At 64.0% G+C, this 18,286-nt stretch carries 17 protein-coding genes and 1 tRNA gene; 7 read left to right on the top strand and 11 right to left on the bottom strand.

Annotated features, from left to right (window positions below):
• Nucleotides 1-53: 53 nt before the first annotated feature.
• Nucleotides 54-1,019: a glycerophosphodiester phosphodiesterase family protein gene (locus tag EV665_RS04260; RefSeq protein ID WP_133033205.1), complete on the top strand. Its 966-nt coding sequence runs from the start codon at nucleotides 54-56 to the stop codon at nucleotides 1,017-1,019.
• A 6-nt stretch (nucleotides 1,020-1,025) separates the two neighbouring features.
• Here the strand turns inward: EV665_RS04260 and era are convergent, their stop codons facing one another.
• From era to rpoZ, 8 genes are all read right to left on the bottom strand, one after another.
• Complete coding sequence (gene era, locus EV665_RS04255; RefSeq protein ID WP_162852971.1) at nucleotides 1,026-1,970, bottom strand: GTPase Era; 945 nt, start codon at nucleotides 1,968-1,970, stop codon at nucleotides 1,026-1,028.
• Between the two features lie 8 nt (nucleotides 1,971-1,978).
• Nucleotides 1,979-2,698 carry a ribonuclease III gene (gene rnc, locus EV665_RS04250; protein WP_133033203.1) on the bottom strand — a complete coding sequence of 240 codons (720 nt, stop codon included), beginning with the start codon at nucleotides 2,696-2,698 and terminating at the stop codon, nucleotides 1,979-1,981.
• Nucleotides 2,695-3,465, bottom strand: a complete 771-nt coding sequence (lepB, locus tag EV665_RS04245; RefSeq protein WP_162852970.1) for a signal peptidase I — start codon at nucleotides 3,463-3,465, stop codon at nucleotides 2,695-2,697. Before lepB ends, rnc begins: the two co-directional genes overlap by 4 nt.
• Before the next feature lie 225 nt (nucleotides 3,466-3,690).
• A complete protein-coding gene (gene acpS, locus EV665_RS04240; protein ID WP_133033202.1) occupies nucleotides 3,691-4,101 on the bottom strand; it encodes a holo-ACP synthase in 411 nt (136 codons plus the stop codon).
• Entirely contained in the window at nucleotides 4,098-4,691 is a 594-nt protein-coding gene (locus tag EV665_RS04235; protein ID WP_064329581.1) for a DUF2062 domain-containing protein, read from the bottom strand. Before EV665_RS04235 ends, acpS begins: the two co-directional genes overlap by 4 nt.
• 105 nt (nucleotides 4,692-4,796) lie before the next feature.
• Nucleotides 4,797-4,949: a DUF3563 family protein gene (locus tag EV665_RS04230; protein WP_064496053.1), complete on the bottom strand. Its 153-nt coding sequence runs from the start codon at nucleotides 4,947-4,949 to the stop codon at nucleotides 4,797-4,799.
• A 169-nt stretch (nucleotides 4,950-5,118) separates the two neighbouring features.
• On the bottom strand, nucleotides 5,119-7,350 hold the full coding sequence (locus EV665_RS04225; protein WP_064329580.1) for a RelA/SpoT family protein: 2,232 nt from the start codon (nucleotides 7,348-7,350) through the stop codon (nucleotides 5,119-5,121).
• Nucleotides 7,351-7,544: 194 nt separating this feature from the next.
• Nucleotides 7,545-7,949: a DNA-directed RNA polymerase subunit omega gene (rpoZ, locus tag EV665_RS04220; protein WP_064329579.1), complete on the bottom strand. Its 405-nt coding sequence runs from the start codon at nucleotides 7,947-7,949 to the stop codon at nucleotides 7,545-7,547.
• Nucleotides 7,950-8,360: 411 nt separating this feature from the next.
• On the opposite strand from rpoZ, the gene EV665_RS04215 reads away from it, so the two are divergent.
• Complete coding sequence (locus EV665_RS04215) at nucleotides 8,361-8,936, top strand: LabA-like NYN domain-containing protein (RefSeq protein ID WP_064329578.1); 576 nt, start codon at nucleotides 8,361-8,363, stop codon at nucleotides 8,934-8,936.
• Nucleotides 8,937-9,166: 230 nt separating this feature from the next.
• Nucleotides 9,167-9,643 carry a hypothetical protein gene (locus tag EV665_RS04210; protein ID WP_133033201.1) on the top strand — a complete coding sequence of 159 codons (477 nt, stop codon included), beginning with the start codon at nucleotides 9,167-9,169 and terminating at the stop codon, nucleotides 9,641-9,643.
• A 126-nt stretch (nucleotides 9,644-9,769) separates the two neighbouring features.
• Here EV665_RS04210 and smpB read toward each other — a convergent pair whose 3' ends face one another.
• Nucleotides 9,770-10,249, bottom strand: coding sequence for an SsrA-binding protein SmpB (smpB, locus tag EV665_RS04205; RefSeq protein WP_064329576.1), 480 nt, complete (start codon nucleotides 10,247-10,249; stop codon nucleotides 9,770-9,772).
• A 1-nt stretch (nucleotide 10,250) separates the two neighbouring features.
• Complete coding sequence (gene dapA, locus EV665_RS04200; RefSeq protein WP_133033200.1) at nucleotides 10,251-11,135, bottom strand: 4-hydroxy-tetrahydrodipicolinate synthase; 885 nt, start codon at nucleotides 11,133-11,135, stop codon at nucleotides 10,251-10,253.
• Between the two features lie 323 nt (nucleotides 11,136-11,458).
• Between dapA and EV665_RS04195 the strand changes: the two genes are divergently transcribed.
• Together EV665_RS04195 and EV665_RS04190 are read left to right on the top strand one after the other, a co-directional pair.
• Nucleotides 11,459-13,528, top strand: coding sequence for a lytic transglycosylase domain-containing protein (locus tag EV665_RS04195; protein ID WP_162852969.1), 2,070 nt, complete (start codon nucleotides 11,459-11,461; stop codon nucleotides 13,526-13,528).
• Nucleotides 13,529-13,777: 249 nt separating this feature from the next.
• Nucleotides 13,778-14,653, top strand: coding sequence for an alpha/beta fold hydrolase (locus tag EV665_RS04190; protein WP_133033199.1), 876 nt, complete (start codon nucleotides 13,778-13,780; stop codon nucleotides 14,651-14,653).
• A gap of 142 nt (nucleotides 14,654-14,795) precedes the next feature.
• On the opposite strand, the gene EV665_RS04185 is transcribed toward EV665_RS04190, so the two are convergent.
• Nucleotides 14,796-15,836 carry a porin gene (locus EV665_RS04185; RefSeq protein ID WP_064329573.1) on the bottom strand — a complete coding sequence of 347 codons (1,041 nt, stop codon included), beginning with the start codon at nucleotides 15,834-15,836 and terminating at the stop codon, nucleotides 14,796-14,798.
• A gap of 798 nt (nucleotides 15,837-16,634) precedes the next feature.
• Here EV665_RS04185 and EV665_RS04180 point away from each other — a divergent pair.
• Both EV665_RS04180 and EV665_RS04175 read left to right on the top strand, forming a co-directional pair.
• Nucleotides 16,635-16,724 (top strand) — tRNA-Ser (locus EV665_RS04180).
• Nucleotides 16,725-17,000: 276 nt separating this feature from the next.
• Nucleotides 17,001-18,113: a calcium-binding protein gene (locus EV665_RS04175; RefSeq protein ID WP_133033198.1), complete on the top strand. Its 1,113-nt coding sequence runs from the start codon at nucleotides 17,001-17,003 to the stop codon at nucleotides 18,111-18,113.
• Nucleotides 18,114-18,286: the final 173 nt, after the last annotated feature.

The following is an 18,286-nucleotide window of genomic DNA, read 5'->3' as shown; positions in this document are numbered from 1 at the left end:
CCGTCTCTCCTGCGAGCCCCTATCCCTGTTCCCGGGACCGCAGGAGGAGTTTTATGCGAAACGCGCCGATCTTCATTCTGGGCTTCGCCCTGCTCATCTGGTCCTTCAACAGTTCGCTGATCGCCAGCGCGCCGGAAGGCGCAACGAAGCTGATGGCCCATCGCGGCGCGCACCAGACCTTCAGCCATGAGGGGATCGACGACGACACCTGCACGGCAAGCCTCATCGACCCGCCCAGGCACGATTTCCTGGAAAACACCGTCGCCGGCATGCAGGCGGCCTTTGCCGCGGGCGCCGAGGTCGTCGAGATCGACGTTCACCTGACGCCCGACAAAAAATTCGCCGTCTTCCACGACTGGACGCTCGACTGCCGGACGGACGGCCAGGGCGTGACCGAGGAGACGGACAGCGCCACGCTGAAGACGCTCGACATCGGCTACGGCTATACGCCCGACGGCGGCAAGACATACCCGTTCCGCGGCAAGGGCGTCGGGCAGATGCCGATGCTGGAAGACATGTTCGCCGCCGATCCGGCCGGCAAGCTGCTGATCAACTTCAAGAGCCGGCGGGCGGAGGAAGGCGAGGCGCTGGCCGCGCTGCTGGCGGCCAATCCGGCCTGGAAGGACAAGGTCTTCGGCATCTATGGCGGGGCGGAGCCGACGGACGCGGCGCTCGCCGCGGTGCCAGGCCTCAAGGGCTACACGAAGACCTCGGTGAAGGCCTGCCTGCTGCGCTATTTCGGCACGGGCTGGATCGGCTATGTGCCGGAGGCCTGCCGCAACACGCTGGTGCCGGTGCCGAGCAACTACGCCTTCCTGTTCTGGGGCTGGCCGAACCGCTTCCTGACGCGCATGAAGGACGCCGGCAGCGAGGTGGTCCTCATCGGCCCCTATGCCGGCGGCAGCACGGTCGGCATCGACACGGCCGGGCAGGTGGAGGACCTGCCGGAAGACTTCCCCGGCTATGTCTGGACGAACCGCATCCTGGAGATCGGCCCCGCCGTCAAGGCACGGCCGTAAGCCCCGTCACGAGGTCGGGAAGTCGAGGCCCATCTCGCGGAAGCGGGCGGGGTCGTCGCCCCAGTTCTCACGCACCTTCACGAAGAGGAAGAGGTGCACGGGCTGTTCGAGAATCTCCGACAGCTCCTTGCGCGAGGCCATGGAGATGGCCTTGATCGCCTCGCCGTTCTTGCCGAGCGCAATCTTCTTCTGGCTGTCGCGCTCGACATAGATCACCTGCTCGATGCGCACCGAGCCGTCCTTGCGCTCCTCCCACTTCTCCGTCTCGACATGCGAGGAATAGGGAAGCTCCTGGTGCAGGCGCAGGAAAAGCTTCTCGCGGGTGATTTCCGCCGCGAGCTGGCGCATCGGCAGGTCGGAGATCTGGTCTTCCGGATAGTACCAGGGGCCCTCGGGAAGCGTCGCGGCAAGATAGTTCATCACATCCTCGCAGCCCGAGCCGTTCAGCGCCGAGATCATGAAGGTGCGCTCGAATTTCACGACTTCATTCGCCGCGGCGGTGAGCTTCAGCAGGTCTTCCGGATTGACGCGGTCGACCTTGTTGAGGACGAGGATCTTCGGCTGGTGGGCCTCTTTCAGCCCCTCCAGGATCGCCTCGGCGTCGCCCTTGAGGCCCCGCTCGCTGTCGATCAGGAACATGATGACGTCGGCGTCCTTCGCCCCGCCCCAGGCGGTCGTGACCATGGCGCGGTCGAGCCGGCGGCGCGGCTTGAAGATGCCGGGCGTGTCCATGAAGACGATCTGGGCATTGTTGTGGATCGCGATGCCGCGCACGATGGCGCGCGTCGTCTGCACCTTGTGGCTGACGATCGACACCTTGGCGCCGACGAGACGGTTGACCAGCGTCGACTTGCCGGCATTGGTCGCGCCGATGAGCGCGACGAAGCCCGAATGGGTCGGGCCCTCGCCGCTCGTGCTGCCTTCGGCGGGGTTGTTCTGTTCTTCGCTCATGATATCCGTCAATCCGTGGCTTGGCTTTTCGGCCAGACGCCTTCGCGTTCCAAAATCTTTGTCGCGGCCACCTGTTCGGCGGCCCGTTTCGAGCGGTCGATGCCGGTTTCCGGCGCGACGCCCCGGATCTCCACCGTCACGGTGAAGCGGGGATCGTGGTCCGGCCCCGAGCGCTCGTCCACCCGGTAGTTCGGCGTCACGCCGAACCTGGCATGCGCCCATTCCTGCAATTCGGTCTTGGCATCGCGCCGCGCGCCTTCCGCGCGGGCGGCCCTGCCCTCCCAGTTGCGCAGGATGAAACCCCGCGCCGCCTCCAGCCCGCCGTCGAGATAGATCGCGGCGATCAGCGACTCTACCACATCGGCCCGCACATTCAGCATGGCTTTTCCGGTGAGCTTCTTCACGTCCGCGCCGGTGCGGATGAAGCGGTGCAGGCCGAGGTCATCGGAGACCGCCGCACAGCTTTCCGCGCTGACGAGCTGGTTCAGGCGGACCGAAAGCTCGCCCTCCTTCGCCTCGCGAAAGGTGCGGAACAGCATTTCGGCGACGCACAGGCCGAGCACGCGATCGCCGAGGAATTCCAGCCGCTCGTAATTGCTGCCCTTGCCGGGCCGGGCGCTGGCATGGGTGATCGCCCGGTCGAGACGGTCCTTGTCGGTGAAGACGTAGCCGATCAGCTCTTCGAGAGCCTTGCGGTTGACGTCGTTCAGCGGAATGGCGCCCTTCATTCAACGACCTTGAACAGGCGGTCCCAGCGCAGGTTCGTCGGCCATTTCCAGACCTCGCTGAAGGACGTGTCGTTGCCGAGCGAGAAGAAGATCAGGCTGGCGCGGCCGATCAGGTTTTCAGCCGGAACGAAGCCGACGTCGAAGCGGCTGTCGGCCGAGTTGTCGCGGTTGTCGCCCATCATGAAATAGTGGCCTTCCGGCACGATGAACTCGCGCGTGTTGTCGCCGACGGTGCCGGGACGCGTGTCCAGCGTGTCGTAGGCAACGCCATTGTCCATGGTCTCGCGGAAGACCGGCACGTCCTCGCCGGTGTCGTACTGGTCGTCGGCGCGGAAGAAGCCGTTGTGCTCGCGCTTGACCGGCACGCCGTTCACGAAAAGCTCGCTGTCGCGCACCTGGATGCGGTCGCCCGGCAGGCCGACGAGGCGCTTGATGTAGTCGATGTCGGGGTTCGGCGGAAAGCGGAAGACGACGATGTCGCCGCGCGTCGGCTCGCTCGCGAAGATGCGGCCGGAGAACAGGTTCGGCGAGAACGGCAGCGAATATTTCGAATAGCCGTAGGAGAACTTGTTGACGAAGAGATAATCGCCGACGAGCAGGGTCGGCATCATCGATCCGGAAGGAATGGTGAAGGGCTGGAAAAGCACGGTGCGGATCACGACGGCGAGCAGCAGCGCCTGGATGATTACCTTGACATTTTCCCACAGGCCGCCTTCGGCCTTCTCAGTCTTCTCTGCCACGCCGGATCTGTCCTTATCTGCAAACATGGGGCCCTCTATAGAGGAAAGGTTGCCTGTTGGAAATCGTGTCGGCCAAAAAGTCGCCCGTGCCGGTTGTCCGAGCTCCCGCTGCCGGCAAAACCCGTCAAGCCCTCCTCCGTCATGGTCGGGCGTGACCCGACCATCCACAGCCGCGGGTGCCGCGTGGATCCTCGGGGCGTGCCCGAGGATGGCGTCGGTGGGTGGGCAAGGTTCGTCAGCAAATCGCGCCCCTTATCCCGGCGTTCCGGCCGGCAGCGCCTCGATGATCACGAAAGCTTGAGCGAGCGGGAAGTCGTCCGTGATGGTGATGTGGATGCGCGCCTCGTGGCCCTCGGGCACCATCTGCTTCAACCGCTCCAGCGCGCCGCCGGTGAGCTTCATGGTCGGCTTGCCGCCCGGCAGGTTGACGACGCCCATGTCCTTCCAGAACACGCCCTGCGCGAGCCCCGTGCCGAGCGCCTTGGAACAGGCCTCCTTGGCGGCGAAGCGCTTGGCATAGGAGGCGGCGCGGTTCCTGCGCTTGTCGGACTTCGCCCGCTCGATCTCGGTGAAGCAGCGCTGCGTGAAGCGCTCGCCGAACCGCTCCAGCGACTTCTCCACCCGGCGGATGTCGATGAGGTCGCTGCCGATGCCGATGATCATAGGGATTTGTCTCCACGGGAAAGGACGGGGCTGGCCGCCGCAAGACCGGCGCGCTCCAGAAGACGCGCATGGCGGCGGGCCTTGAAGGAGCGCACGGCAAAGCGCGTGACGGCGTAGGCCAGCACGGCGGCGGCCGTGCCCAGAAGGCCGGCGCCGGCCAGCATGGGCTTCAGGACGGGCTGCCACAGCTCGGACAGCTCCAGGTGCTCCAGCCGATGAAAGAGTTCGGCGGCCGTCACCGCCTCGGCGGATTTTATGCCGAGCAGCGCCTCGCCGACGCGGAAGGTCGCGAGCGCGATGAGCGGAATGGTCAGCGGGTTGGCGATGGTGGTGGCGAGCGCGGCGGCGAGCAGGTTGCCGGCCATCAGATAGGCGAGCGCCAGCGCCAGGATGACATGAAAGCCGATGAGTGGCGTGAAGGCCGAAAAGGCGCCGGCCGCAACACCTGCGGCCACGGCATGCGGCGAGGCGGACAGGCGCAGAATGCGCTTGGCAAGATAGCGCGCCGGACGCGTGAAGCCCTTGCGCGGCCAGAAGAATTCGCGCAATCGGTCAAGCCAGCCGGCCTTCTTTCGGCGTCGGAACAACATGGCCCAGACATAGCCGATCCGTTAGTGGCATTTCAATGGCGCCCTCATGGGGCCACATAGGGCGGTCGCCGTGGCGCCGGAGGGGCGCCACACGGTTCCGCGGGCTTAGTAGGACTTGCGGAAGAGGCCGCGGTCGATCTGACGCTGGCGGTATTCCAGGTCGATCCGGTCGATGGCGCCATTGAGGTAGGCCATTTCGCGGTCTTCGGCGGTCGGGATGCGCAGGGCGCGGGTGAAATTCTTGATCTGCTTCAACATTGGTAAACCTCTTTCGGTTGACCTCCCGATGCAGAAGATAGGATCTCCACCCCAAAGACACCAGCGACACTATGCCAATACAGCTATGCAAGGCGCGCATAATGACTGGTCAAATCTTGGGCAAACCTGCCTTATTCAGGGCAGGATGCCACATTTTTGCATAGAACCGTCATGTGAAGACCCGGCTGATCGTCGAGACGCACTGGAGTTCCTTGAGCTGGCTCATCAGTTGGTTGAGCTGGCGCAGGTCCCAGACCTCCAGATCGATATGCACCTCTGTGAAGTCGGCCGCGACCCGCGTCATCGACATGGAGCGGATGTTGACGTCGCTGGTGGCAATCGTCTGGGTGACTTCGGCAAGCGTCCCAGGCTCGTTCAGCGCGTTGATCATGATGCGCGCCATGAAGCGGGTGTTGTTCGCTTCGTCGAGGTCCCAGCGCACGTCGATCCAGCGCTCCGGCTCGTCGTCGAACTTCTGCAGTGCCGGCGACTGGATCGGGTAGATGGTGATGCCCTTGTCCTTTTCCATGATGCCGACGATGCGATCGCCCGGCACGGCGCCGCCGGCGGAGAAATGCACCTCGGCATTGCCGGAGAGGCCACGGATCGGCAGGGCCTCGGGGCCGGTCTCCTGGGCCGCGCCTTCGAGAGCCGCCTTGGTCTTGCCCGGCAGCTTGAACACCATGCCGGCGGCGCTGCGCATGTTGAACCAGCCGTCGTCGGAGCTCGGCTTCACCGTGACGCGTTCGTCCTGGTAATCCGGGAAGACGGCGCGCAGCACGTCGAGCGAGGAGAGCTCGCCGCGGCCGACCGCGGCGATGGCATCCTCCACCTCCTTCTGGCCGAGCCGGTGCAGCACGGGCTTCAGGCCGTCGCGCGAGAAGGATTTGCCGGCGCGGTCGAAGGTGCGCTCCAGGATGCGGTAGCCGAGGCCGGAATATTGCTTGCGCACGGCGGCGCGGGTGGCGCGGCGGATGGCGGCGCGCGCCTTGCCGGTGACGACGATCTCCTCCCAGGCCGGCGGCGGCACCTGGATGCCCGAGCGGATGATCTCCACCTCGTCGCCGTTGCTGAGGCGGGTGACGAGCGGCATGATGCGGCCGTTGATCTTCGCGCCGACGCAGGTATCGCCGATATTGGTGTGGACCGCATAGGCAAAGTCGATCGGCGTCGCGCCGCGCGGCAGGGTGATGAGCTGGCCCTTCGGGGTGAAGGTGAAGACCTGGTCCTGGAAGAGCTCCAGCTTGGTGTGTTCCAGGAATTCCTCGGGATTGTCGCCTTCCGCCAGCGATTCGATCGTCCGGCGCAGCATGGCATAGGCGTTGGAGCGGGGCGAACGCGTGCGCTCGTCGCCGTTCACCACTTCCTTGTCCTTGTAGAGCGAATGGGCGGCGATGCCGTATTCGGCAATCTCGTGCATGCGCTTGGTGCGGATCTGCAGCTCGATGCGCTGGCGCGACGGACCGACGATGGTCGTGTGGATCGACTGGTAGTCGTTCTGCTTCGGCGTCGAGATGTAGTCCTTGAAGCGGCCGGGCACGACGCGCCAGCGCGTGTGCACGATGCCGAGCGCCGCATAACAGGCGGGAATGTCGTCGACGAGGATGCGGAAGGCGTAGACGTCGGAAAGCTGCTCGAAGGACAGCGACTTCGACTGCATCTTGCGGAAGACCGAATAGGGCGTCTTCTGCCGGCCCTTGACGAGGGCGTCGGGCAGGCCGTTCACCACCAGCAGCTCGCGCAGTTCGTCCTCGATCTTGCGGATCAGGCCCTCGTTGCGCTGGGAAAGGTCCTCCAGCTTGCGGGTGACGGTGTCGAAGGCTTCCGGGTTGATGTGGCGGAAGGAGAGGTTTTCCAGCTCCTCGCGCATGTCCTGCATGCCCATGCGGCCGGCGAGCGGCGCATAGATGTCCATCGTCTCCTCGGAGATGCGGGCGCGCTTTTCCGGCGTCATATGGTCGAGCGTGCGCATGTTGTGCAGCCGGTCGGCGAGCTTGACGAGGAGCACGCGCACGTCATCGGAAATGGCGAGCAGGAGCTTGCGCAGGTTTTCCGCCTGCTTGGCCTTCTTGGAGACGAGATCGAGCTTCTTGATCTTGGTGAGGCCTTCGACCAGCGTGCCTATATCCTCGCCGAACAGCTCGTCGATCTCGGCACGGGTCGCACTCGTGTCCTCGATCGTGTCGTGCAGCAGGGCGACGGCGATCGTCGATTCGTCGAGGCGCATGTCCGTGAGAATGGCGGCGACTTCGAGGGGATGCGAAATGTAGGGGTCGCCGCTCGCCCGCTTCTGCTGCCCGTGCTTCTGCATGGCATAGACATAGGCCTTGTTCAGCAGGGCCTCGTTGGCATCCGGCTTGTATTTCTGAACCCGTTCGACGAGTTCATATTGACGCATCATTCTCGGTCGGCTCCCTCCCCGGCGCGGCGGGGCAAAAAAAAGTGCGCCCCGACCTTAAGAGGGGCGCACCGGCATCCGCAATATAAAAATAGGCAATAGGAATTAGGCAATAGCCAATAGGGATTGGCATGTCGGCCGTCTTGTGGGCGCAATGCCTACTGCCTACTGCCTACTGCCTACTGCCTGCCCCGGCATCAATAATCGTCGCTCTTTTCCGGCGGCACGAGGCCTTCGATGCCGGCCAGCAGCTCTTCTTCCGACATGCGGTCGAAGGCGATGGTCTCCGGCTGATCCTCGTCCTCCTCGATCGCAGCGATGCCGGAAGCGGCATCGGCGACCAGGCTTGCCGGATCGGGCTCGGGCTCGTCGACTTCCACATGCTTCTGCAGCGAGTGGATCAGGTCTTCCTTGAGATCGTCGGGCGAAAGCGTCTCGTCGGCGATCTCGCGCAGCGCGACGACAGGGTTCTTGTCGTTGTCGCGGTCGATGGTGATGGCGGCGCCCTGCGAGATGAGGCGGGCGCGATGGCTTGCAAGGAGAACCAGCTCGAAGCGGTTGTCTACCTTGTCAATGCAATCTTCAACGGTGACACGGGCCATTGCCTGTCCTTTGTGATCGAGAATTTCATGAGTTTGCATGCCCGATACAGGCAATGGAAGGCAAATTCAAGTTTTTCCTTCCCCGTGCCGCTGCGGCGCGTGTCGTAAGGCTGCCCATGTAACTTCTGATTTAGCCCTCACGTTACGGAAAGTAAAAGGCCGAAATATCGGACAAATAGGATAAAGCGCGGGAACTATTCCCCAATTCCGGAGCACCCGAATTTGCTGAAACGATGCCGGAGGGAAAAATCGCCTTCGCAACCTAGATTTGCTTGGAAAGCCGGGCCCTCTGCCCTAAATGAAGATTATATGAAAAAGAGTTAATTCAACCGGATAGTGCATCCGGCCACCTCGGCACTTGGCCAAAACCCAACCGTTTACATCAACTTCTATTTAAAAGGATTTCGCAGTATGTTCGACCCCCGCGAGAAAATCGCCCTCTTCATCGACGGTGCAAATCTCTATGCGGCTTCCAGGACACTCGGGTTCGACATCGACTACAGAAAGCTCCTGAAGGCCTTCCAGAAGCGCGGCTATCTGCTGCGCGCCTATTACTACACGGCGCTGATCGAAGACCAGGAATATTCCTCCATCCGCCCGCTGATCGACTGGCTCGACTATAACGGCTACAAGGTCGTCACGAAGCCGGCCAAGGAATTCACCGACTCGCTCGGCCGCCGCAAGATCAAGGGCAACATGGACATCGAACTGGCCATCGACGCGATGGAACAGTCCGAAACCGTCGACCACCTCGTCATCTTCTCCGGCGACGGCGATTTCACCACGCTCGTCGAGGCGCTGCAGCGCCGCGGCCGCAAGGTCTCCGTCGTCTCGACCATGCAGACGCAGCCGCCGATGATCGCCGACGACCTGCGTCGCCAGGCCGACTATTTCATCGATCTCGGCTCGCTGAAGGCCGAGATCGGCCGCGATCCGTCCGAGCGCCCGCAGCGCGCCGTGGAGCCGGTGGAGAATGTCGCCGATTGAGGCGATCTTGCAGGCCTGCCTGCCTCTCCTTCGTCGTGGTCGGGCTCGCCCCGACCATCCGTGCTCCGGGTGCGGCTGTGGATTCTATGAGGGCAAAGTCCCCGAAAACCAGGCTTTTCAAGCTTTCCTTAAACATTGAATCAAATTCCCCCGCCAGGTCTTAAGGTTCTTCAAGACTCCCCTGCTATTCCCGATGCCGGACAGTCATTTCGCATTGGGACATCGGCACGATGGTGGACGCAGTATCGCTTTCGGCAAACAGCTACCGGGGAGCATCGGGCACGCTCGACATGCGCGCACCGGCCATGGCGGCGGAAACCCGCCCCGCGGTCTCCGCCCTCGCCGCGCTTGCCGCGCCGCAGCCGGTCACCCAGGTCTCGACCCCATCCGACATCGCCGAGGAGATCGGCGACCTCGGCTTCCTCTACACGTCGAACGGGCTACCGGGCGTCTCCGCCCTGCCCTCCTACGCCGTTCCGCCCTCGCAGGCGGCAGCGGATGGGCGCGTCACCGGCGGCAGCAACCCGACCGCGCGCCTTGCCATCGACAGCAACGACCTCAACAGCCTGATGTCGAGCTTTCTGACCGCCCGCACGCCGAGCGCCAACCCGGCCGCCTCGCCGGACGTGCCCGCGGAGGTCGGCAACGAACAGCTTGCCCGCAGCGCGCGCCAGTCGGTCATCGCGCAGCTCTACAACCAGTTCTAGAGCATTTCCGCTTTTCTTCGAATCGCGAAAACGCTCTATCTGTTTGTTTTACGCAATTTCGGACGCAAAAGCGCTTCGCACTTTTGCTGGAATTGCTCTAGGGAAAGAAGCGGGGAAGAAGACGCCTCAGCCGCGGTCGCGCAGCAGGCGGCTCTTCTGGCGATTCCAGTCGCGCTCCTTCTCGGTCTCGCGCTTGTCGTGCAGCTTCTTGCCCTTGGCGAGCGCGAGTTCGAGTTTCGCCCGACCGGCATCGTTGAAGTAGATCTTCAGCGGCACCAGCGTCATGCCCTCGCGGTTGATCGCATTGCGCAGACGGTGGATTTCCCGCCGCGACAGCAGGAGCTTTCGCCGCCGGCGGGTCTCGTGGTTGAAGCGGTTCGCCTGCAGATATTCCGGCAGGTAGGAATTGATCAGCCAGATCTCGCCGCCCTCGTCCGAGGCGTAGGATTCCGCGATGTTCGCCTTGCCCTCGCGCAGCGACTTGACCTCCGTGCCGGTCAGGACAAGACCGGCCTCGTAGGTATCAATGATCTCGTAGTTGAAGCGGGCCTTCCGGTTCTCCGCCACAATCTTCTTGACCGTCGTCGGACGCGCTTTCGTCGCCATGTCAGTTCAAGAGGCCGGCGTGGCGAAGCGCCGCGTCGATGGCCGCCTCCGTGGCCGGCTCCAGCGCGGAAAGCAGCGGCGAACGGACGAAGCGGTTCATGCCGCGCGTGCGGTTCAGCGCATATTTCGCGCCGCAAAGGCCGGGCTCGAGGAAGATCGCCTTGTGCAGCGGCATCAGCTTGTCCTGGTATTCCAGCGCCGTTGTATAATCGCCGGCAAGCGTCGCCTGCTGGAACTCCGCGCACAGGCGCGGGGCGACATTGGCCGTCACCGAGATGCACCCCGTCCCGCCATGGGCGTTGAAGCCGAGCGCGGTCGCGTCCTCGCCGGAAAACTGGACGAATTCCTTGCCGCAGGTGATGCGCTGTTCGGAAACGCGCTCGATCTTGCCGGTCGCATCCTTGACGCCGACGATCGAGGGATGCGCCTTGTGAAGCGCGCCCATCGTCTCCGGCGACATGTCGACCACCGAGCGACCGGGAATGTTGTAGATGACGATCGGCAGCTTCACATTCTCGGCGATCGCCGCGAAATGCGCAAAGAGCCCCTTCTGCGTCGGCTTGTTGTAATAGGGCGTGACAACGAGAATGGCGTCCGCGCCCGCCTTTTCGGCGTGCTGGGCGAGGTCGATCGCTTCCTTCGTGTTGTTCGAGCCGGCGCCGGCGATCACCGGCACGCGGCCGGCCGCCACCTTGATGCAGAGTTCCACCACCCGTTTGTGCTCGTCATGCGACAGCGTCGGCGACTCGCCGGTCGTGCCGACCGGTACGAGGCCGTGGCTGCCTTCGCCGATCTGCCATTCGACATGCGCGGCAAAGGCGTCTTCATCGACGGCGCCGGCATCGGTGAACGGGGTGACGAGAGCGGGAAAGGATCCCTTGAGCATCGAGAACTCCTGAGGCCAGAGCCGCCCGTGGGCTTACATGCTTTGGCCGTATTCCGTGGTTAAAAACGCCCGCACAATAATCATGTGACAGTCTTGCGGCAAGCGGCGCGAGGGGCGTTTTTCATGCATGATCAAGGCGGAAGGGCGGCGGATGCGCGAATATTCGCCTCCTCTGATCCGTCGCCTGGAAAGCGGGCCCATTCACGGCTTGGTGAGCGCTGCGCTTAAGGTTTCGTTAAGGCAACAAAGGGTTAATTGATTGTCAAGGATCCGGCGGAAAATGACGTTCGCAACGCGCCGCCGGCCAGGCACCGGGATATGACATGATCTCGAGAAACAGTTTCGCCCTTTGCGCCTTGCTCCTTGCCGGTGTGGCCGGCCTTGCGCTGCGCTCCTCGCCCGTCGAGGCGGACAATAGCGTCGTTCCGGCGATGAAGCCGCTCGGCTTTGCCGCGGACATGCCCTCGAAGGACATCATCACCAATGCCATTCCGCGCGCGGACAGCCTGGAGCCGGCAAGCGCGGAACTGCGCGAAGGGCTCGATGCGCTTTCCAACCGCGACGCGGCCACCGCCCTTGCCGCCCGCAACCGCCTGCCCAAGGACAGCCTCGACCGGCATATCCTGACCTGGGCGATCGCCGTTTCCGGCCAGCGCGGCGTGCCCTCCTGGGAAATCGCCGCCGCGCAGAACGAATTGAAGGGCTGGCCGGGCCTGAAGGCGCTGCGCGCCCATTCCGAACGGGCGCTCGCCCGCGAAAACCCGCCGAGCGCCGACGTCATCGCCGCCTTCGGCACGACGCGTCCGGAAACGGCCGAAGGGGCCATCGTGCTCTGCCGCGCGCTCGTTGCGGGCGGCAACACGGCGCGCGCCGGCGAGGTGCTGCGATCCTTCTGGCAGAAGGAGACGCTTTCCAAGGATATCGAGACGAAGATTCTCGATGAGTTCGGCGCGCTTCTGACCGAGGCCGACCACAAGTTTCGCATGGAGATGCTGCTCTATCGCGACCGCGCCGACCAGGCGCAACGTTTCGGCGATCTCGGCAAGGCGCAGTCGCTCTACCGCGCCTGGGCGGCGGTCATCCGCAAGAACAAGACCGCGGGCGCGCTCATCAAGGCCGTCGATGCCAGTTGGCAGAAGGACCCGGCCTATACGTTCCTGCGCATCCGCCATCTGCGCAACAACGAGGAATATCGTGCGGCCGGAAAACTCTTCTCCGCCATGTCGGAGGATCCGGCGCGGCTGATCAATCCCGGCGCCTGGTGGAACGAGCAGCGCATCGTCAGCCGGGGCCTTGCCGATCTCGGCGATTTCCGCGATGCCTATCGCGTCGCGGCCCGGCACGGCGCGGACGAGCCGACCGACATCGTCGAGGCGGAGTTCCATGCCGGCTGGTATGCGCTGCGCGATCTCGACGATCCCAGGACCGCGGCCGGCCACTTCCAGCGCATCCTGCAGGTCTCCGACCGGCCGCTCTCCGTCTCCCGCGCCTGGTACTGGCTGGGACGGACAGCGGAAAAGGGCAATCCGGCGGAGGCAAGGGAGTATTTCACCAAGGCGGCGAACTTCCCCGGCACCTTCTACGGCCAGCTTGCCGCCGCGCGGCTCGGCCGCACGGCGCTGAACGTCGCCTATCCGAAGCCGACCGTCGAGGAGCGCACCCGCTTCAACCAGCGCGAGGCGGTGCAGGCGATCGCCCGCCTGCAGGCCGCCGGCCACGGCTGGCGTGGCGACAGCCTCTACCGGGCGCTCGCCGGCGAGCTGATGAGCCCGGGCGAACTTGCACTTCTCGCCGCGCAGGCGGAAAAGGGCGGCAACCACCAGCTTTCGCTGCAGATCGGCAAGATCGCCTTCGGGCGCGGCATCGATGTGGCGGCGCTGGCCTTCCCGATCGGCGTCATCCCCGACAGCGCCGACATTGCCGGCTCCGGCAAGGCGCTCGCCTATGCCATCGCCCGGCAGGAAAGCGCCTTCAACCCGGCCGCCGTCTCCCCCGCCAATGCGCAGGGCCTGTTGCAACTGATGCCCGGCACGGCGCAGGGCGTGGCAAAGCGCCATGGCCTTGCCTATTCCAAGGAGCGGCTGACGACGGACGCCGCCTACAATGCCACGCTCGGCGCCCACTATCTCGGCGAGCAGATCAGCGATTTCGGCGGCTCCTATGTGCTGACCTTCATCGCCTACAACGCCGGCCCCCGCCGCGTGCCGCAATGGATCGCCCGCTATGGCGACCCGCGCGGCAAGCCGATCGACGAGGTCGTCGACTGGATCGAGCGCATCCCCTTTTCCGAAACCCGCAGCTATGTGCAGCGCGTGATGGAGAACTACCAGGTCTACAAGACCCGCCTTGGCCAGAAGGCCGATATCGTGCACGACCTCCGCGTCGGCCGCTGACGCGGCCGGCCACAGGCCCTGCCGCCTGCATGGCCGCCGGCGCCTTTCGGCTTTTTTCCGAATCGCAAAGACGCCACCTTTCGTCTCGCTGCGATTGCCGGCGCGAAACCGACTCTTGTTCCTGCCGCATTATCCGGCACCGAAGCGATACCGCTGCGGCGGGAAATGCTCTAGGCTGGCCTTCCTCTTCCCGCTCGGCGCGGTCCAGGCCCGAGCGTCCTTCCCCGTTGCCGAGGCGAGTGCACAGACATGGACGGATTCGAAAGCCGCTTCTTTTCCGCCGAGGACGGCGTGCTGCTGCATGCACGCGATTATGCACCGGCCACGGCCGGCGGCCGCCTGCCGCTCGTCTGCCTGCCCGGCCTCAGCCGCAACGCGCGCGATTTCCACCCGCTCGCCCTGCGCCTCGCGCGGGATCCCGCAGAGCCGCGCCGGGTCATCGCCCTCGATTATCGCGGACGCGGCCTGTCTGGGCGTGAGGCCGATCCAGCCAGCTACAACGTCGCGGTGGAATGCCGGGACGCCCTCACCGTCCTGTCCGCCCTTGGCCTCACCCGCGCGCTCTTTGCGGGAACCTCGCGCGGTGGGCTGATCCTGCATGTCATGGCGGCCGTAGAACCCGGGTGCATTGCCGGCGCGATTCTCAACGATATCGGACCGCAAATCGAGGCGGACGGTCTCAGGGAGATCAACGACTATCTTTCGCGCACGAGCGCTCCCGCCAGTTTCGAGGCGGCGGCCGAAGGGCTCAAGGCCATTCACGGCGCCACCTTTCCCGCCCTTGCGCCCGCCGATTGGCACGACATGGCCGAAGCGATCTATGCCGAGCGGGATGGCCGGATCGTCGCCGACTTCGACCCGAGGCTGACCGACCAGTTGAAGGCCATCGACTTTTCAAAGCCGCTGCCGACGCTCTGGCCGCAGTTCGAGCTCCTGGCGAAAAAGCCGCTGCTCGTGGTGCGCGGCGAACGTTCCCGCCTGTTTTCCCGGCAGACGCTCGCCCGCATGGCCGCCCATGCCGCAACCGTCCAGACGCTGACCGCGCCGGGCCAGGGCCACGCCCCGCTCCTGCACCACGCCGATGTCTTCCCGTCGGTCAGGGCATTCCTCTCCGGCCTGGGCTGACCCCTACCCCGTTTCGCCGAATCCGCCCGCACCTTTTGCAAGGCGTGGAGGAGGCGCGCGCATTCCGCAATCCAGCATCCTGAAACGAAAAAGACCCGGCTCGAAAGCCGGGTCTCCCATCACTGACAGATGTCAGATCAGATTAGAACGAACGCTGCAGACGGACGAAACCGCCCCAGGTGTCGTCGCCAGCGCCCTTGTTGCCAGCGCCGTTGTCGATGTCCGTGTACTGCAGGCTGACCTTGGTGGTCAGGTCCGTAACGATCGTGTAGTCGAGCGTTACGCCAGCGCGCCAGGCGTCGCGGCTGCCGCGGTAGTCGCCATTGGCGTTATAGTCGATCGTGTTCCAGTACTGGAAGCCGGGGGTGATGGCCAGCTTGTCGGTCAGGTTAGCCTTGTACGAGGCAGCGACCGACCATTCGGAAGCGTCCCAGTAACGGTTTGCACCCGACGACCAGACGACTGCGCCCTGCAGGGTGCCCGGACCGAGGTCAGCGGAAACGAGGCCACGGATGTTGCCGTTTTCAGCGTCGAAGTCGTAGGAGCCGAGCAGGTCAACGCTGACAGCGCCGAACGAGCCGGTGACAACGCCGGAGATGCCGAGGTTGTCTTCGAAGCGCGACCAAGCCTTGTTGGCGAAGGACTCGAGAGCAACGGTAGCGGAGAAGGCGCCGCCTTCGTACTTGTACGAAATGGCGTTCAGCAGCGAGTTGCCGCCGATGAGGTTCAGGAAGCCGCCGTCGAGAGCGTCGGTCTCGCCGTTGATGCCCTTATCCCACTCGGTGTAGAAGTAACCGGCCTTGAAGCCGCCGAGCTGGATCCATGCGCCATCGAGGAAGACGTCCTGGTGGGAGTCAGCCTGGAGGTCGATGTGGCCGGTCAGCGTGCCGAGCTCGGTGTCGCTCTTGGCGTCGAGCGAGATGTAACCACGCGTACCAACGCGGTAGCCAGCGTCGTTGCCGACAACGTCATCCTGGAAATCAACCTGGAAACGGACGTAACCGCTGATCTGCAGGCAGGTTTCGGTGCCCGGAATGTAGAAGTAACCCGTGCCGAATGCGTCGCAAACGCGAACGTATTCCAGCGGCTCCGGCTCAGCGGCAACGATAGCGTCGGCGGCCTGGGCGCCGGATACTGCTGCGAGAGCGGCAGCGGAGCCGATGAGAAGGCTCTTGATGTTCATTTTCTGACCTCCAGTCAAAAAGTTTCAAACGGGTCTGGGTTTTTTGCTGAAGGACAGCGTTCCCTGCCCCATCCCCAAGTTCAGGAAGCGGACGATCAACCGCCCCTGCTTCCGAAGGTGAAAATACAAGACGCGCCTCCGTAAGCAATCTCCAAACTGAAAGCAGGTCGGGTTTGTGTCAGCCTTCGCCCCGCGCTGTTGCGGAAAGGACACAAAATGGCCGGGCGGATCGCTAAAAGTTTATGGATCATTAACAAAAGGCCTTATGAAGCGGGCACTTAGCGAAGCGGATTTCCTCAATTCCCCTGCCATAGACCGGGCAAAAGAAGGGCAAGGACCGCCCTTTCCCGTGGCACGAAGACGATTTGCGCGCCGCCGCCCGCCCGCCGGAGACGCCGCGGCAGCCCGTACCGGGGGCCTGGACACCCGCTTTTCGCGTTTCGATTCGGGGAATCACGCGGCGGGTTTTCCGGCTCCAACGAGGCGGTTCGCCCGCCGGGATCATGGGCCTGGGAACAGGCCCTCCGACACGACCCTATATATAAGGTCGCAAACCTGCGGCCCGGCTGTGCGCGAAAACGCCCTTTCGAACCCGCCCGCGTCGTCAATCACGCCTCGGAGCCGACGCCGCTATCCGCGGGGCACCCTTTTCAGGAACGGCCTTGCGCGCGGGAGGCCGAATTCGGCAGCGCCGCCATCCGGCTTTCACCCCGAAGGCCCGGCGCTGTCATCAAAATGTGGGCGAAAAACAAAAAGGCCTTGCAATCGCAAGCTCTGCCGCATAGTGAAACCGCGAGCGGAGAGGTGGCCGAGTGGTCGAAGGCGCTCCCCTGCTAAGGGAGTATACCGGAAACGGTATCGAGGGTTCGAATCCCTTCTTCTCCGCCAGTTCCCCCACAGAAAGAAGACCTTGCGGCACGCAGCCGGCAAACGGCCTTTTGTGCCTTCGGGTCTGCCTCGAAACCAGCGGCTTTCCGGGAATGTGATTCTCCCGGGCGGCGGCCCGGCAGGTTTTCCGCTGTGGCCGCGCCGGCTTGCGGCTGCGGATTTTTTGGCAACCGGCCTCGAAAATGCCTTCTGTCTCCCCACTTTGTTCAACAGCGGTTCAGCTTGCCGGCGCTAGAAGTCGGACAACGGCACGTGGTTGCAGAAAGGAACGAGGACATGGCCTATGTATACAGAGGCACGAATGGAGACGATTACGTCGTCCAGAACTCTCGCACCGAGGTGGAAATCTACACCTATGGCGGCGATGACGAAATCGTTCTGAACCGGACCGACAGCCGGGGCGGCCTCAACTATGTGGAGGCCGGCAGCGGCAACGATCTCGTGCGCAACAGCTTCGAGGGCGGCAACGATATCTTCCTCGGCTCCGGCAACGACGTCTACAAGCACAGCGGCGCGGCCAGGGCCAGCGGCGAATATGACAAGGTCCACGGCGGCGACGGCAACGACCGGTTCGAAGTGAAGACCTATGCCAGCGACTATTGGGGCGACAGCGGCAACGACACTTTCTACTCCGTCGGCTACCGCAACGCGTTCAACGGCGGCTCCGGCACCGACACGGTCAACTATTCGCTGCAGGATTCCTCCAGCGAGAAAGGCCGCGGCATCTATGTCGACCTCGACAAGGGCTTCGCCAAGGCCGTCGACGGGCGCAACGAGAAGCTGACCAGCATCGAGAACGCCACGGGCACCAGCTCCAATGACACGCTGATCGGCACCGGCGGCAAGAACATCCTGCGCGGCGGCAACGGCAACGACCAACTGGAAGGCCTCGGCGGCAACGACAGGCTCTATGGCGGCGCCGGCAAGGACATCCTTTACGGCGACAACGGCAACGACGACCTTTACGGCGACAGCGGCAACGACAAGCTCTACGGCGGTTCGGGCAATGACGACCTTCTCGGCGGCGCGGGCAACGACCTCCTGGTCGGCGGCAGCGGCAACGATTTCCTCGTCGGCGGCTCCGGCGCCGATACGTTCCGCTTCACCCGCGTTTCCGACAGCAAGGTCGGCTCGCAGCGCGACGTGATCGACGACTTCAAGCCGGACAGCGAGGGCGACGTCATCGACCTCAGAGACATCGACGCCAATACGGGCCGAAGCGGCAACAACGCCTTCACCTTCATCGGCAAGGATGCCTTCTCCGGCACGGCGGGCGAACTGCGCTACTCCGGCACGATCATCTCCGGCGACGTGAATGGCGACGGCCGCGCCGATTTCGAGATTGACGCCGGCCTCACGCGCTACTATTCGAGCGACTTCCTGCTCTAAGCTCCGCCCCTGGCACAGGGGGCGCTCCCGAGCTTGTCATGCCGCACGCGCCAGCAACGCGTGCGGCATTTCTCTTTGCAGCGCCCGAATCATCGGCACTCCGGAAAGCTGTTCCTCAACGAAAACCGCCAGCGCCCTTTCGGACGCTGGCGGTTTTCTTTCCGGGTGCTGGG

The sequence above is a fragment of the Shinella granuli genome (assembly GCF_004341885.1).
GTDB classification, from domain to species: Bacteria; Pseudomonadota; Alphaproteobacteria; order Rhizobiales; family Rhizobiaceae; genus Shinella; species Shinella granuli.
The sequence above is the reverse complement of the archived record's forward strand: the minus strand, read 5'-3'. Positions and strand labels throughout refer to the sequence as shown.

Excerpts from the sequence above, each read along its gene's own strand:
- EV665_RS04260 (WP_133033205.1), top strand. The coding sequence starts at position 54 with ATGCGAAACGCGCCGATCTTCATTCTGGGCTTCGCCCTGCTCATCTGG.
- era (WP_162852971.1), bottom strand. The coding sequence starts at position 1,970 with ATGAGCGAAGAACAGAACAACCCCGCCGAAGGCAGCACGAGCGGCGAG.
- rnc (WP_133033203.1), bottom strand. The coding sequence starts at position 2,698 with ATGAAGGGCGCCATTCCGCTGAACGACGTCAACCGCAAGGCTCTCGAA.
- lepB (WP_162852970.1), bottom strand. The coding sequence starts at position 3,465 with ATGTTTGCAGATAAGGACAGATCCGGCGTGGCAGAGAAGACTGAGAAG.
- acpS (WP_133033202.1), bottom strand. The coding sequence starts at position 4,101 with ATGATCATCGGCATCGGCAGCGACCTCATCGACATCCGCCGGGTGGAG.
- EV665_RS04235 (WP_064329581.1), bottom strand. The coding sequence starts at position 4,691 with ATGTTGTTCCGACGCCGAAAGAAGGCCGGCTGGCTTGACCGATTGCGC.
- EV665_RS04230 (WP_064496053.1), bottom strand. The coding sequence starts at position 4,949 with ATGTTGAAGCAGATCAAGAATTTCACCCGCGCCCTGCGCATCCCGACC.
- EV665_RS04225 (WP_064329580.1), bottom strand. The coding sequence starts at position 7,350 with ATGATGCGTCAATATGAACTCGTCGAACGGGTTCAGAAATACAAGCCG.
- rpoZ (WP_064329579.1), bottom strand. The coding sequence starts at position 7,949 with ATGGCCCGTGTCACCGTTGAAGATTGCATTGACAAGGTAGACAACCGC.
- EV665_RS04215 (WP_064329578.1), top strand. The coding sequence starts at position 8,361 with ATGTTCGACCCCCGCGAGAAAATCGCCCTCTTCATCGACGGTGCAAAT.
- EV665_RS04210 (WP_133033201.1), top strand. The coding sequence starts at position 9,167 with ATGGTGGACGCAGTATCGCTTTCGGCAAACAGCTACCGGGGAGCATCG.
- smpB (WP_064329576.1), bottom strand. The coding sequence starts at position 10,249 with ATGGCGACGAAAGCGCGTCCGACGACGGTCAAGAAGATTGTGGCGGAG.
- dapA (WP_133033200.1), bottom strand. The coding sequence starts at position 11,135 with ATGCTCAAGGGATCCTTTCCCGCTCTCGTCACCCCGTTCACCGATGCC.
- EV665_RS04195 (WP_162852969.1), top strand. The coding sequence starts at position 11,459 with ATGATCTCGAGAAACAGTTTCGCCCTTTGCGCCTTGCTCCTTGCCGGT.
- EV665_RS04190 (WP_133033199.1), top strand. The coding sequence starts at position 13,778 with ATGGACGGATTCGAAAGCCGCTTCTTTTCCGCCGAGGACGGCGTGCTG.
- EV665_RS04185 (WP_064329573.1), bottom strand. The coding sequence starts at position 15,836 with ATGAACATCAAGAGCCTTCTCATCGGCTCCGCTGCCGCTCTCGCAGCA.
- EV665_RS04175 (WP_133033198.1), top strand. The coding sequence starts at position 17,001 with ATGGCCTATGTATACAGAGGCACGAATGGAGACGATTACGTCGTCCAG.